Genomic DNA, 13,741 nt, shown 5'->3' with positions numbered 1-13,741 from the left:
TTTCTCCCGAGATGCGGGCAACCCCGGAGGAGCTCCTTCCGTCTGGGAGAATGAGCGTGCCGGCCTCTCCAGGGCAGACGAGGGCATTACGAGAAAGAAGGACGTGCCGACCGTGGCTCAGAGCAGCACCGAGACCGACTGGGTCTCCCGTTTCGCGGACGATGTCATCGCCGAGTCGGAGCGACGTGCGCCTGGCAAACCGGTCGTCGTCGCGTCCGGTCTTTCTCCCTCCGGCCCGATCCACCTGGGCAACCTGCGCGAGGTCATGACCCCGCACCTGGTCGCCGACGAGGTGCGCCGCCGCGGCTACGAGGTCCGGCACCTGATCTCCTGGGACGACTACGACCGCTACCGCAAGGTGCCCGCGGGCGTGGCCGGCGTCGACGAGTCCTGGAACGAGCACATCGGCCGTCCGCTGACCTCGGTCCCGGCGCCCGTGGGTTCGGCGTACCCGAACTGGGCCGAGCACTTCAAGGCCGCGATGACCGAGGCCCTTGCCGAGCTGGGCGTCGAGTACGACGGCATCAGCCAGACCGCGCAGTACACCAGCGGCGTCTACCGCGACCAGGTGCTGCACGCGATGAAGCACCGCGGCGACATCGACGCGATCCTGGAGCAGTACCGGACCAAGAAGGCCCCGGGCAAGAAGTCGCAGAAGCCGGTCGACGAGGCCGAGCTGGAGGCCGCCGAGGGCTCCGGCGCCGCGGCCGAGGACGACGGCACCGGCTCGACGGGCTACTACCCGTACAAGCCGTACTGCGGCGGCTGCGGCAAGGACCTCACGGTCGTCTCCGCCTACGACGACGACACCACGGAGCTGACGTACACCTGCTCCGCGTGCGCGTTCTCGGAGACGGTCCGGCTCAGCGAGTTCAACCGCGGCAAGCTGGTCTGGAAGGTCGACTGGCCGATGCGCTGGGCCTACGAGGGCGTGATCTTCGAGCCGTCCGGCGTCGACCACTCCTCGCCGGGCTCCTCGTTCCAGGTCGGCGGCCAGATCGTGTCGATCTTCGACGGCGTCCAGCCGATCGGCCCGATGTACGCCTTCGTCGGCATCAGCGGCATGGCCAAGATGTCGTCGTCCAAGGGCGGCGTGCCGACCCCGGCCGACGCGCTCCAGATCATGGAGCCGCAGCTGCTGCGCTGGCTGTACGCCCGCCGCAAGCCCAACCAGTCCTTCAAGATCGCCTTCGACCAGGAGATCCAGCGGCTCTACGACGAGTGGGACAAGCTGGAGGCGAAGGTCGCGGACGGCTCGGTGCTGCCGGCCGACGCGGCCGCGTACAGCAGGGCCGCCCGCACCGCGGCCGGTGAGCTGCCGCGCACTCCGCGCCCGCTGCCGTACCGCACGCTGGCCTCGGTGGTCGACGTCACCGCGGGCCACGAGGACCAGACGCTGCGCATCCTGACCGAGCTGGACCCGGCGAACCCGGTCACCTCGCTCGACCAGGTGCGCCCGCGCCTGGACCGCGCCGAGAACTGGATCACCACCCAGGTCCCGGCCGACCAGCGCACCCTGGTGCGCGAGACCCCGGACACCGAGCTGCTCGGCTCGCTCGACGCCGAGGGCCGCGAGTCGCTGCGGCTCCTCGTCGAGGGCCTGGACTCGCACTGGTCGCTCGACGGGCTGACCACGCTGGTCTACGGCGTGCCGAAGGTGATGGCGGGCCTGGAGCCGGACGCCAAGCCGACGCCCGAGCTGAAGGTCGCCCAGCGCTCGTTCTTCGCGCTGCTCTACAAGCTCCTGGTGAGCCGCGAGACGGGCCCGCGCCTGCCCACGCTGCTGCTCGCCGTGGGCGCGGACCGGGTGCGCAAGCTGCTCGGCGCCTGATCCCGTCCCCGTACACACCGAGGGCCGTCACCCACAGCGGGTGACGGCCCTCGGTGTTGTCCCCAAGTGGGGCTTTCCCTCAGCCTGCTGACGTACCGTCAGGCAATGTGGTCCTCGACGGCCTGGGTTTCGAAGTGCTGCTTGAACTGCGGGTACAGCTTGCGCAGCACGGCGGCGCTGCCGGGATAGCGCACCCCGTGCTCGTCCGTGAGCTTTATGTCGAGCGTCTCGACGTTGGGGTAGTCGCCCTCGGTGTTCACGTGCTGGCGGAAGACGTCGTAGGCGAGCTCCGCGAACTGGGTGAACCCCTCTTCCGTCGGCTCGGGTTCGGCGTAGGGCTCCTGCTCCGGCGCGGGCCGCCGTTCGGGCGCGGTCTGCGGGCCCGCCGCGCGCGGGCCGGGTACGCCGAGGGGGCGTTCGCGGCCGGGGCCGGACGGGACCATCACCGGCTCCTGCTGCGGCTCGGGCTGCTGCTCGGGCTGCGGCTGGAGCTCGTCCGCCGCGAACGCCGGGTCGTACGTGCCCGCGTACTCCTCGGGCGAGATGTGCTGAGCGGCGAACCACGGGCTCTCGTGCGTGGTGGGCTGCTCCTGCTCGGCGTACGGCTGTTCCTGCCCCGGGTGGGCGGCCTGTGCCTGTGCCTGGGCCTGTGCCTGGGCCTGGGACGGCGGTTGGGCCTGGGCTTGCGTCCGCGCCTCGGTCCGCGCCTGGAGCGGGGGCTCCTCGGGCGGGGTGTGCGTGTGCGAGGGCGGGAGTTCCGGCTGCGGCTCGGGGCGCGGGGCCGGCGGCGCGGGCGGCAGCAGCACCGGCTCCATGCCGGCGGCGGCCAGGCCCGCGGGGGCGGTCTCGGCGAGCGGCACGCCGAACTTGGCCAGGCGCAGCGGCATCAGGGACTCGATGGGGGCCTTGCGGCGCCAGGCGCGGCCGTAGACGGCCTGGAGGCGGGCGCGGTAGACCAGGCGGTCCTGTTCGAGCTTGATGACCTGCTCGTAGCTGCGCAGCTCCCACAGCTTCATGCGGCGCCACAAGCGGAAGGTGGGGATGGGCGAGAGCAGCCAGCGGGTGAGGCGGACGCCCTCCATGTGCTTGTCGGCGGTGATGTCCGCGATCCGGCCGACCGCGTGGCGGGCCGCCTCGACCGAGACGACGAACAGGACCGGGATCACCGCGTGCATGCCCACGCCCAGCGGGTCGGGCCAGGCGGCGGCGCCGTTGAAGGCGATCGTCGCGGCCGTGAGCAGCCAGGCCGTCTGCCGCAGCAGCGGGAACGGGATGCGCATCCAGGTCAGCAGCAGGTCGAGGGCGAGCAGCACACAGATGCCCGCGTCGACGCCGATCGGGAAGACGTAGGAGAAGTTCCCGAACCCCTTTTGCAGCGCGAGCTCGCGGACCGCGGCGTACGAACCCGCGAAACCGATCCCGGCGATCACCACGGCACCCGCGACCACCACCCCGATCAGAATGCGGTGCGTCCGTGTCAGCTGAGTCGCGGCCACCCGCGTCCCCTCCCCTTGTCAAGCAACTGGCGGGCACAGCCTGGCACATGCGTACGGAGTCCGGCCCACAGGGGAGGGCCGGACTCCGTACGGTCGCGCGGGGGTTACTTGTTGTTCGCGGTGGCCACGGCCGCGACGGCTTCCTTGGCGACGGCGGTCGCGCCGTCCTGGACGTCGCCTGCCGCGGGGGCGTCGGCGCCCTCGTAGCCGGTGCCGTTGTAGTCGACGGCGACCACGGCGTTGGCGGTGCGGACCACGACGACGCCGTAACGGAAGTTCGCGTCGTCCTTCTTCAGGTCGAAGGTGATGGCCGTCGCCTGGTCGCCGAGGCCGGAGACCGGCGAGGTCTTCACGTTCTTCGCGTCACCCGTCGACTTGGCCCCCGAGACCGCCCGGTCGAACTGCTTCTGCGCGAGCGAGTCGCCGCTGCCGAGGCCCGGCGTGGAGTCGTAGCGCTTGAAGTCGATGTCGAGCCAGCGGTAGTTCGAGCCGTCGACGCCCTTGTCCTCCAGGCCGTTCCAGGTGCAGCTGGCCTGGGACTGCGGGTCGGAGGTCTTGCCGACCTCGCCCGCCTTCGTCTTCGCCTTGGGCACGTACTTGTCGATCGACTTCGCGCTGATCGACGGGCACGCGTCGGGCAGCTTCGTGAACTTCGCCGGTGCGAGCGAGGGCGAGGAGGAGGCCTGCTTGCCACCGCTGGAGGACGCCGACGACGACGGCGAGTCCGACTTCTTGGCGTCGCCGCCGCCCGAACCGGAGGAGCAGCCCACTGCGACGAGCATCACAGGTACGGCGGCACAGGCGAGGACACGGGCGAGCCGGATGCGCGGGGCCGGGGCGTGCGCCTTTTCGGGGGTGGCCGGGGCTGATCGGTGCATGTTTCCTTCGCTCTTCGTCTCTCGCGCTGGCGCGCTATTCGCTGAACTGCTCGACGAGCTTGCCGGCCAGGGCCTGGGCCTGCTCTTGCAGCTCCTTGCTGTCGGGGGCCGCGGCGGTGGCCGTGGCCTGGTCGGTGTATTCGATGGTCACGATGACGTTGGACGTACGGAACACCACAGTGACGGTACGTTGTCCGGCCGCCGAGGCGCCGCCGGTGCCGGACGGGGACGATACGTCGTTCAGGAACGCGGCGTCGCCTAGCCCGCTGAGCCTGCGCGGCTGGAGGCCGTCCTTGCCGGTGCTGTCCGAGGGGCTCGGCGAGGTGGTGGCCGTGCCGCTCGCCGTGCCCGCCGAGACGGGGGCGCCGGTGGGCGGCCCGGCCATCGTGGAGGGGGCTCCGGCGGACGGGGAGCCGCTGGGGCTCGGGGTGCTGGAGGCGGCGGGCGTGGGCGAGGCGCTCCGCGGGGCGGGCAGGTTCGCCGCCGTCTCCTTCTTCGCGTAGAGCTGCTTGGTCTGGTCGTCGTCGCTGATCGTGGGGTCGTAGGAGACGACCCGTTCGAAGTCGACCGTGAGCCTGCGCACACCGTCGGGCGTCTCGTCCTTCCAGCGGCAGCCGACCCGGCGGTCGGTGTCGTAGGTGAGGTCGGCGCTGCCCGCGTACTCCTTCGTGGCGTCCGCCTCGGCGAGGGCGGCCGCGCCCGGCAGCATGTCCTTGAGCACGCCCTTGCTCACGGCCCGGCAGGGCTCGGGGAGGGTGCGGTACTTACCGGCGGGCGCCGCGGCCGTCTTGGCGTCGCCGGCCTTGGAATCGGTGGCCGAGCCGTCGCCTCCGGAGCCTCCGGAACAGCCGGAGGCGAGCGCCACCAGGAGCGCGAGACCAGGCACGTACGCCTTTCGCTGCACGGTTTCCGGGCTCCTTTCAGCGGGACGGCTGGGGGAAAAGTAGTTGCCGCCCGAGGGCGGTGGCCGGACACAATGTGTATCGCACGTGAACCTGTGAACGCCGGTCCACTGTCCTGGTTGTGGGTTTCGGTGCCTGTTTTTGCCATACGTGCGTTTTCCGGCTTTGGTGCCGTTTTCGGTTTTCGGGGGATCGAGGAATCATGTCGTACGCGGAGCTGCCCGGCGCGCGGGTGCCCATCAGGATGTGGACCGACCCGGCGTCGGTCGACGACGGAGCGATGCAGCAGCTGCGCAACGTCGCCACGCTGCCCTGGATCAAGGGCCTCGCCGTGATGCCGGACGTGCACTACGGCAAGGGCGCCACGGTCGGCTCGGTCATCGCGATGCACGGCGCGGTGTGCCCGGCCGCGGTGGGGGTCGACATCGGCTGCGGCATGTCCGCGGTGCGGACCTCGCTGACCGCCAACGACCTGCCGGGCGACCTCTCCCGGCTCCGCTCGAAGATCGAGCAGGCCATTCCGGTGGGCCGCGGCATGCATCGCGACCCGGTGGACCCGTCCAGGCTGCACGGCTTCCCCACCTCCGGGTGGGAGGGGTTCTGGGAGCGGTTCGGGGGCATCGCGGAGTCGGTGCGGTTCCGTGAGGAGCGGGCCGCCAAGCAGATGGGAACGCTGGGCAGCGGAAACCACTTCGTGGAGTTCTGCCTGGACGAGTCGGGCTCGGTCTGGCTGATGCTGCACTCCGGTTCGCGCAACATCGGCAAGGAGCTGGCGGACTTCCACATCGGGCAGGCGCAGAAGCTGCCGCACAACCAGGGCCTGGTCGACCGCGACCTCGCCGTCTTCGTCGCGGACACCCCGCAGATGGCGGCCTACCGCAACGACCTGTTCTGGGCGCAGGAGTACGCGAAGTACAACCGCGCGATCATGATGGCGCTCTTCCAGGACGTGGTCCGCAAGGAGTTCAAGAAGGCCCGGGTCACGTTCGAGCCGGTCATCTCCTGCCACCACAACTACGTGGCGGAGGAGCGGTACGAGGGGATGGACCTGCTCGTCACCCGCAAGGGGGCGATCCGGGCGGGGGCGGGGGAGTTCGGGATCATCCCCGGCTCGATGGGCACCGGCTCGTACATCGTGAAGGGGCTCGGCAACGCTGCGTCCTTCAACTCGGCCTCGCACGGCGCCGGTCGCAGGATGAGCCGCAGCGCGGCGAAGCGGGCGTTCTCGACGCGGGACCTGGTCGAGCAGACGCGGGGCGTGGAGTGCCGCAAGGACTCGGGGGTCGTGGACGAGATCCCGGGCGCCTACAAGCCGATCGAGAAGGTCATGGACCAGCAGCGCGACCTGGTGGAGGTCGTGGCGAAGCTGAAGCAGGTGGTGTGCGTCAAGGGGTGAGCCGGCTCGACAGGGCTCGGGGGAACGCGGCCGGGCCGGGGGCGTGAGCCCCCGGCCGCCGCCTCTTCCCGGCCCGCATGCCGGGAAAGCGCCAGAAGGGGCGCGCGGCTGTGCCTTCGGCGAGCCGAGGGCTGCCGGACACTGCGCCCGCACCACGAGGACGTACCGGGGAGGGTCCGGCTTTGTCCGGGCGGCGGTGGCAGAGACCGCCCGGTGTCCGCGGGACGCCCGGCAGGGCATCGTCTGCCCATGCCCTGCACTGCCGGTTCTGGCGTACGCGGACAACGCCCTCGTGAAAGCGGACGTCAGGCGATCGGTTCCCGCCCCTCACAGGGCAGTTGATCGTCCTCCTTCAGCATGCAACAAACGCCGCTAGTTTTCCGCTGAAGATTTATCCGCCGAAAAGCGGGATGGGAAAAGATCCGGCCCGTCGGACGGTAAAGACGAGGTCAGGTGGCCGGATGGGCCCCTGCCCGCGCCGACCACCGTCCCCGGCCGAGCCGCCACCGACGGCTGTCCCGGGCCCCGCCCGCACCGAGCCGCTGTCCCGGGGGCCGCCCGCACCGACGGCTGTCCCGGGCCCCGCCCGCACCGAGCCGCTGTCCCGGCCCCGGCGCCCGCGTCCGGATTCGTCCGTGCGGACGGCGGCCGGGTTCTCACCGGCCCGCAGGAGGATCCACACCCGGCGGTCGCCTCGCGGTCGCCAGGGGGAGCGAGGATTTCAGCCGCTCCGGTCAGGGCACGTGCGCCCACAATGGAACGTACGCCGACGATGGGATGCGCACCGGTCACCCGGTGCACGCCGAGCACCCGGCCCGGAGCCGATCGCAGAGTCGGGACCGAGGTCGGGAGCGGCTGTTCCAACCGCGCGGCCGACGGCGTCAGTCGACGGCCGCCCGTAACCGGGGGAGAACCACAGATGGACAAGTCCGCTCTGCGTTCCCTGCTGCGCGAGCGCCGCGCGCTGATCAAACCCGAGAGCCACGGGCTGAGCCGACCGACCCGGCAGGGGCGTCGTGCGCCCGGGCTTTCGCAGGCCCAGATCGACCAGATCCTGCACCGCGCCCCCGACACCTACGGACGCCTGGAGTCCGGCCGCTACCCCAACCCGCCCGCGGACCTGCTCCAGGACGTGGCCCGGCTGCTCGGCATGAACGAGCAGGAGTGGGTGGCGTTGTGGCGTTACTGCCTGGGACAGGATCCGCCGTTCCCGCTGCACTCGCAGTCCGGCGAGGAGATCCCCGGCGTGTGGCAGGAGGCCGTCGACGGCATCGAGCACATGGCGTACGCCACCGACCGCTCCTGGAACCTGCTGGCCCACAACCAGCCCTGGGCCGCGCTGTTCCCCGGCGGCCGGGTACCGCGGAACACCATGCGGTGGATGACGCTCGATCCCGTGGCCCGCGAGACCCTGACCGACTGGGAGCACGCGTGGGCGCCCCTGGTCCTGCCCCAGCTGCGCGCCGCCCTGGCCGCCGACCCCACCGACCAGACGCTGGCGCAGATCGAGAAGGAGGTCCTGGCGGACCCGCTCGCCGCCGGGATCTACAACCGGCCGAGCGGCTACCTCCACCTCGACGGTGACGAACGCCCGCTCAACCACGCGTCCCTCGGCCCCGGCTGGGTCACGATGTGCGCCGCCCAGCCGGTGGCCGCGCCCGGCGCACGGCTGATCATCCTGGTCTTCCACGCGGGCGAGGAGCGCCGCCACCCGCGGACGCCGATACTGCGGGCCAAACTGCGGTAGGCGCGGTAGGCGCGGTAGGCGCGGTAGGCGCGGTAGGCGCGGTGGGGCGGCCGGTTTGGCGGGGCGGTGGGCCTGGTGGGGCCGCAGGTCGTCCGGCGCTGGCGGCAGGCTGTTCGGTACGGGCGGCAGGCTGTTCGGTACGGGCGGCAGGCCTCGGACGCGTCCGCGGCAGGCCCCGGACGCGTCCGCCCGTCCGCCCGGCCGCCCGCCCGGCTTCGGCGGTCAGGACTCCCGGTGGACCTTGGTGTTGGAGGCCTGGGCGCGGGGGCGGACCACGAGCAGGTCGATGTTGACGTGGCTGGGACGGGTGACCGCCCAGGTGATGGTGTCGGCCACGTCGTCGGCGGTGAGCGGCTCGGCGACGCCCGCGTAGACCTTGGCGGCCTTCTCGGTGTCGCCGCGGAACCGGGTCGTGGCGAACTCGTCCGTCTTGACCATGCCGGGCGCGATCTCGACGACCCGCACCGGACGGCCCAGGATCTCCAGGCGGAGCGTCTCGGCGAGCACGCGGGCGCCGTTCTTCGCGGCTACGTAGCCGGCGCCGCCCTCGTACGTGGCGTGGCCCGCCGTGGAGGAGAGGATCACGACCGTACCGTCGCCGGACGCCTCAAGGGCGGGCAGCAGGGCCTGGGTCACATTGAGCGTGCCGATCACGTTCGTCTCGTACATCTGCCGCCAGTCGTCCGGGTCGCCGGTCGCGACCGGATCGGCACCGAGCGCGCCGCCCGCGTTGTTCACCAGCACCCCGATGGTGCGGAAGGCGGTGGCGAACTCGTCGACGGCGGCCCGGTCGGTCACGTCCAGCGGGTACGCCGTCGCCTGGTGGCCCGCCTCGTTGATCTCGGCGGCCAGCGCCTCGATGCGGTCCTTGCGGCGGGCGGTCAGCACCACGCGGTAACCGGCGGCGGCGAGCCCGCGGGCGGTGGCGGCACCGATCCCGCTGCTCGCTCCGGTGACGACGGCGATCGGGGTCCCGGCGGCAGTCATGTCGTGCTCCTCGCGCGTGTGGTGAGTACGCGGCCAGGATAGGCGCGCCCGGACGCGTCCGGCCGGGGCGGTCCCTGCGGCCCGGGTCTCGGCGGGGCGGGCTCGCCCGCGGTCCCGGTGGGGCGGGCTCTCCGTCCCCGGTCCCGGTGGGGCGGGTACGCAGGCCCGGTCGCGGCGGCGCGGGCGTCCTCAGCGGCTGCGCGGTGCGTACATGATCACGGCCATGCCGGCCAGGCAGATCAGTGCGCCGGTGACGTCCCAGCGGTCGGGGCGGTAGCCGTCCGCGACCATGCCCCAGGCGATCGAGCCCGCTACGAAGACACCGCCGTACGCGGCGAGGATGCGGCCGAACTCGGCGTCCGGTTGAAGCGTCGCCACGAACCCGTAGACGCCGAGCGCCAGCACTCCGGCACCGATCCACACCCAGCCCCGGTGCTCCCTGACGCCCTGCCAGACGAGCCAGGCACCGCCGATCTCGAAGAGGGCGGCCAGAACGAAGAGGAGGACCGAGCGTGCGACGAGCATGGGATCAGGGTGGCACGGGGTGGCACCGGGAGGCATGGGGCTGCGCGGGGAGGCGAGGGGAGGCAGGGGGTGGTGGACGTCCGGCTGGTCGCGGACGTTTCATTCGGCGCGGCCGTTCCGGACGGTGCGGCCGTTCGGTTCGAGGGGTGCCGGAGCTCGGCGTCCACGGGTTCGTGGCGGGCGCTCGGGGTGGCGCGCTGGGCAAATAAGGGGTGAAAGGTACCTTTCGCTCATGTTGGTTCGTGTGATGAACAGATCGGGCAGGTCGAACGGCTCTGCCGGACCGGCACCGGCCCGGCCCGCCGGCGCGAGGGCGGCTCGTGAGGCCGGGGCCCGCGGGATCCTGGCGACCGTCGCCGTCGCGGTACTGGCCGCGGCGACGCTGATCGCCACGGGTACGCCGAGCGGGGCGAGCGGGACGAGCGGGGCGAGCGGGCCCGGCGAGGAGGGCCTGCGCCCGGCGGCGTCGGCACCCGCTCCGGCCCCCGTCTCCGTCCCGGGTGCGGGTGCGGACATGGGCAGCGGTGTCACGGGCGAGGCGGATGTGGCGTACCACGGGCACGTCTCCCTGTGGAGCGGCCGGGTCGGCGTCTGGCTCACCACCGCGAACCACGGGCCGGCGCCGGTCTCCGGGGCCACCGTACGGCTGCGCTTCTCGGTGCCGCTCGACCCCGCTGCCACCCTGCCGTCCAGCTGTCTGCGCACCGGCGCGGCGACCGTGCAGTGCGGCTCCGGCTCGATGCGGGCGGCGGGCAGCGGCGTACGGATCGCTCTGGACGTGGCGGTCGTCGGCGAGCCGGCCGAGGTCGGCCTGGACATCGACACGGCCTGGAACGGCGGCAAGGACGACCGTAACCCGGCGAACAACACGCACCGGGTCCTCGCTCCGGCCACGGGTGACCCGTACAGCTTCTGAATCGCAGCGCGGCGCAAGGAAGTTGAGACGGGGCTACCCCGAAGCCCCGATGCGCCGTTACGCGTGCCCGGTCCAGCGGCCGAGCGCGGCGTGCAGCCCGGCCGGGTCCGGCCCCTCGGCGGCCCACGCCACATACCCGTCGGGCCGTACGAGCAGCGTGCTGCCGCGCCCGCTCCGCCAGTGCGCGGCCACCACCCCGCGCGGCGCCGCGACCCGGCCGTCCCGGGGCGCCACCAGGACGAACTCGCCGCGGCGCAACAGCTCGTAGAGGCGGCCCTCGACGAGGTCCAGGTCGATCGCGCGCTTTCCGGTGAGCGGATGCGAACCGCGCTCCGCCCGGTAGGCGATGTCGAGGCCGCTGATCATCCCCATCGCCTTGTCGGAGGCCGGCCGTACGAGGTCGAGGACGCGTACGGCCAGCGAACGGACCGCGCGCTGAAGGGGGTTGTGCGCCATGGCGAGCCGCACGAGCGCGCCGCTGCTGCGCAGCACCATCGCGCCGACCGGATGACGTTCGGCCTGATAGCTGTCGAGCAGTGCGTCGGTGTCGGCGCCGCGGCCGTGCAGTGCGGCGGCCAGCTTCCAGGAGAGGTTCGCGGCGTCCTGGAGGCCGGTGTTCATGCCCTGGCCGCCCGCGGGGGAGTGGACGTGCGCGGCGTCCCCGGCGAGGAAGACCCGGCCGACCCGGTAGGACGGGGTCTGGCGTTCGTCGCTGTGGAAGCGGGAGATCCAACGGGCGTCGTGCATCCCGTAGTCGGTGCCGAACGCCTCCCCGGCGATGGTGCGCAACTCGTCGAGGTCCACGGGCTCGGTGTCGGGGACCTGGCGCTTCCGGTTCCACCCCATGACCCGGTAGTAGCCGTCGCCGAACGGGGCGATGAGGGCGAACGAGTCGCCCGAGCCGCTGAGCTGGAGCATGACGTCCGGTTCCGTGGCGAGCCGTACGTCCGCGAGGACGATCGAGCGGATCACGGCCGCGCCGGGAAACGGCAGCCCGAGCGCCTCGCGGACGCCGCTGTGCACGCCGTCGGCGCCGACGAGATAACGGGCCCGGACCGCGACGTGCCGCTCGCCGTCACCGTCGGCTTTAGCTTTGCCCTGGCCGGCGGCATCGCGCTCGCGCAGCTCCGCGGTAACCCCAGAACCATCCTGACGAAGGCTCAATAACCGTGCGCCGTAACGGAATTGAACACCCTCGGCCACGGCACGCTGCTCTAGGAGCTGCTCCACCTCGTACTGCGGGCTGATGAGCAGGAACGGGAAGCGCGAGCGCAGCCGGGTCATGTCGAGGGTGACGTGGCCGAACATGTCCATGTGCTCGACCGGCGTGCCCCGCTTGATCAACTCCTCGGCCAGACCGCGCGCGTCGAGCGCCTCCAGGGTGCGCGCGTGGACGCCGAAGGCGCGCGTCATGTTGCTGATGCCGCGCGGCCGACGCTCGACGAGGGTGACCCGCAGCCCCGCGGCGGCCAGGTCGCCGGCGAGGAGCAGCCCGGTCGGACCGGCACCGACGACGAGTACGTCAGGGGTGTCAGCGGCGTCAGTGACGTTGGTGGGGTCAGTGGCGTCGGTGGGGTCAGTGGTGCGAGGGGTGCCGGCGGTTAATGGCTGCTGGGGATGGGGCGCGCGGATGGATCCGGCGTGCTCCGCGTGCGCCGCAGGCTGCGAGGACCCCGCAGGCTCTACGGGCTCTACGGAGTCTGTGGGGCCTACAGGGTCTGTGGGGCCTACGGGGTCTGTGGGACCTACGGGATCAACGGACTCCGAGGTGCGGGCCGAGCCGGAGTCGGCACGGCCGGAGCCCGGGGTGCGGGGTGAGCTGGTGGAGCCGGACGCGTGCGGGGTGTGGTTCATGGCTGCCTCCTCGATGCCCGTGCGTGCTGGTCAACGGGTGTGGGCCAACAGTTGTTGGTCAACACCTGTTGGTCAACGCCTGTTGGCAAATGTAGAACCGCCGGAACTGGCATGTCAACAACTGTTGGCCTACAGTCGTTGACATGACGACCGAAGCCCCCGCCGGAGGCCCGCGCCGGACCTCCGGAGCCACCAAGGCCGCGATCCTCGACGCCGCTCGCGAGCGTTTCGCGGCGGACGGCTACGAGCGCGCGACCATCCGGGCCATCGCCCGGGACGCGGGGATCGACCCGTCGATGGTCATGCGGTACTACGGCAACAAGGAGGGGCTGTTCGCGGCGGCCTCCGAGATCGACCTGCGCATTCCGCGGCCGGAAACGCTGCCTGCCGTGGGGATGGGCGCGGCGCTCGTCGAGCACTTCCTGGACCGCTGGGAGAACGACGACGTCCTGACCGCGCTGCTGCGCGTCGGCGTCACGAACGCGGCCGGGGCGGAGCGGGTGCGGGCGGTGTTCACGGGGCAGATGGTCCCGGTCGTCGCGGGCATCTGCCCGGACCCGGAGGACGCCCCCCGCCGGGCGGCGCTGGTCTCCTCGCAGATCCTGGGCATGGCGATAGCCCGCTATGTGCTGCGCTTCCCGCCGGCGGTCACGATGTCCCGCGAGGACATCGTGGACTGGCTGGGGCCGACGGTGCAGCGCTACCTAACGGCAGAGCAGCCGTAGCGCCGGGCCCGCCCCCCCCTCCCCACCCAACCCCCTTCTGCCCGCAGGCCGGGCGCGGTTTGTTGCGCAGTTCCCCGCGCCCCCAGCCCCCTTTGCGCCCGCGGGCCGTGGGCGGCTGGTCACGCCCGGTGCGGCGGAGGCGGGCGTGTGTCGCAGGCTGGTGCCCCTGAACGTGCCTTTGTCTGCGGATCGTGTGGTCGTATGGGGTTGCTCGCGCAGTTCCCCGCGCCCTCAAGGTCCTGTTTTCGTCTGCGGGCCACGGGGGCCGTTCGCGCAGTTCCCCGCGCCCCTGACCTCCTGTCGCCTCGCACCGTGTGGGGTTGCTCGCGCAGTTCCTCGCGCCCCTGTAGGCGGCCCCGAATGTCTTGGTGCTGGCCGGTATCGGGCACCTTCAGCCCGTCCGGCGATTGAGGACGAGCGCCCTTAAGGCGCGATACGGGGTCCGGGGCGGAGCCCCGAACCGGGGGTGCAGGGGGCGCAGCCC

At 72.0% G+C, this 13,741-nt stretch carries 11 protein-coding genes; 5 read left to right on the top strand and 6 right to left on the bottom strand.

The genetic code is table 11. The features are described 5' to 3' along the window. Nucleotides 1-112: 112 nt before the first annotated feature. Entirely contained in the window at nt 113-1,831 is a 1,719-nt protein-coding gene (lysS, locus tag ACFYNP_RS36685; RefSeq protein WP_388791627.1) for a lysine--tRNA ligase, read from the top strand. Nucleotides 1,832-1,929: 98 nt separating this feature from the next. Here lysS and ACFYNP_RS36680 read toward each other — a convergent pair whose 3' ends face one another. From ACFYNP_RS36680 to ACFYNP_RS36670, 3 genes are all read right to left on the bottom strand, one after another. Then, on the bottom strand, nt 1,930-3,327 hold the full coding sequence (locus tag ACFYNP_RS36680) for a DUF2637 domain-containing protein (RefSeq protein WP_388791625.1): 1,398 nt from the start codon (nt 3,325-3,327) through the stop codon (nt 1,930-1,932). 104 nt (nt 3,328-3,431) lie between these two features. Further along, nucleotides 3,432-4,205: a DUF3558 domain-containing protein gene (locus ACFYNP_RS36675; RefSeq protein WP_388420532.1), complete on the bottom strand. Its 774-nt coding sequence runs from the start codon at nt 4,203-4,205 to the stop codon at nt 3,432-3,434. 34 nt (nt 4,206-4,239) lie between these two features. Further along, nucleotides 4,240-5,109: a DUF3558 domain-containing protein gene (locus ACFYNP_RS36670; RefSeq protein ID WP_388791623.1), complete on the bottom strand. Its 870-nt coding sequence runs from the start codon at nt 5,107-5,109 to the stop codon at nt 4,240-4,242. A gap of 200 nt (nt 5,110-5,309) precedes the next feature. On the opposite strand from ACFYNP_RS36670, the gene ACFYNP_RS36665 reads away from it, so the two are divergent. Both ACFYNP_RS36665 and ACFYNP_RS36660 read left to right on the top strand, forming a co-directional pair. After that, nucleotides 5,310-6,503: an RtcB family protein gene (locus tag ACFYNP_RS36665; protein WP_388791621.1), complete on the top strand. Its 1,194-nt coding sequence runs from the start codon at nt 5,310-5,312 to the stop codon at nt 6,501-6,503. 919 nt (nt 6,504-7,422) lie between these two features. Next, nucleotides 7,423-8,250: a helix-turn-helix domain-containing protein gene (locus ACFYNP_RS36660; RefSeq protein WP_388791619.1), complete on the top strand. Its 828-nt coding sequence runs from the start codon at nt 7,423-7,425 to the stop codon at nt 8,248-8,250. Nucleotides 8,251-8,472: 222 nt separating this feature from the next. Here the strand turns inward: ACFYNP_RS36660 and ACFYNP_RS36655 are convergent, their stop codons facing one another. After that, nucleotides 8,473-9,237 (bottom strand): SDR family NAD(P)-dependent oxidoreductase, encoded by a 765-nt coding sequence (locus tag ACFYNP_RS36655; protein ID WP_388420536.1) that lies wholly within the window; start codon nt 9,235-9,237, stop codon nt 8,473-8,475. Between the two features lie 189 nt (nt 9,238-9,426). Continuing rightward, nucleotides 9,427-9,762 (bottom strand): YnfA family protein, encoded by a 336-nt coding sequence (locus tag ACFYNP_RS36650; protein WP_388791617.1) that lies wholly within the window; start codon nt 9,760-9,762, stop codon nt 9,427-9,429. A gap of 232 nt (nt 9,763-9,994) precedes the next feature. Here ACFYNP_RS36650 and ACFYNP_RS36645 point away from each other — a divergent pair, with 232 nt between their 5' ends. Beyond that, a complete protein-coding gene (locus ACFYNP_RS36645; protein ID WP_388791615.1) occupies nt 9,995-10,678 on the top strand; it encodes a hypothetical protein in 684 nt (227 codons plus the stop codon). A 57-nt stretch (nt 10,679-10,735) separates the two neighbouring features. Here the strand turns inward: ACFYNP_RS36645 and ACFYNP_RS36640 are convergent, their stop codons facing one another. Beyond that, entirely contained in the window at nt 10,736-12,310 is a 1,575-nt protein-coding gene (locus ACFYNP_RS36640; RefSeq protein ID WP_388791659.1) for an FAD-dependent oxidoreductase, read from the bottom strand. Nucleotides 12,311-12,675: 365 nt separating this feature from the next. Here ACFYNP_RS36640 and ACFYNP_RS36635 point away from each other — a divergent pair, with 365 nt between their 5' ends. Then, a complete protein-coding gene (locus tag ACFYNP_RS36635) occupies nt 12,676-13,257 on the top strand; it encodes a TetR family transcriptional regulator (RefSeq protein ID WP_388420540.1) in 582 nt (193 codons plus the stop codon). Nucleotides 13,258-13,741 lie beyond the last annotated feature (484 nt).

It is taken from the genome of Streptomyces sp. NPDC006691, assembly GCF_042869955.1.
Taxonomy (GTDB): Bacteria; Actinomycetota; Actinomycetes; order Streptomycetales; family Streptomycetaceae; genus Streptomyces.
The sequence above is the reverse complement of the archived record's forward strand: the minus strand, read 5'-3'. Positions and strand labels throughout refer to the sequence as shown.

What these genes read in the sequence shown, in the direction of transcription:
- ACFYNP_RS36675 (WP_388420532.1), bottom strand. Translation starts at nt 4,205, where the DNA reads ATGCACCGATCAGCCCCGGCCACCCCCGAAAAGGCGCACGCCCCGGCC.
- ACFYNP_RS36665 (WP_388791621.1), top strand. Translation starts at nt 5,310, where the DNA reads ATGTCGTACGCGGAGCTGCCCGGCGCGCGGGTGCCCATCAGGATGTGG.
- ACFYNP_RS36660 (WP_388791619.1), top strand. Translation starts at nt 7,423, where the DNA reads ATGGACAAGTCCGCTCTGCGTTCCCTGCTGCGCGAGCGCCGCGCGCTG.
- ACFYNP_RS36655 (WP_388420536.1), bottom strand. Translation starts at nt 9,237, where the DNA reads ATGACTGCCGCCGGGACCCCGATCGCCGTCGTCACCGGAGCGAGCAGC.
- ACFYNP_RS36650 (WP_388791617.1), bottom strand. Translation starts at nt 9,762, where the DNA reads ATGCTCGTCGCACGCTCGGTCCTCCTCTTCGTTCTGGCCGCCCTCTTC.
- ACFYNP_RS36645 (WP_388791615.1), top strand. Translation starts at nt 9,995, where the DNA reads ATGTTGGTTCGTGTGATGAACAGATCGGGCAGGTCGAACGGCTCTGCC.
- ACFYNP_RS36635 (WP_388420540.1), top strand. Translation starts at nt 12,676, where the DNA reads ATGACGACCGAAGCCCCCGCCGGAGGCCCGCGCCGGACCTCCGGAGCC.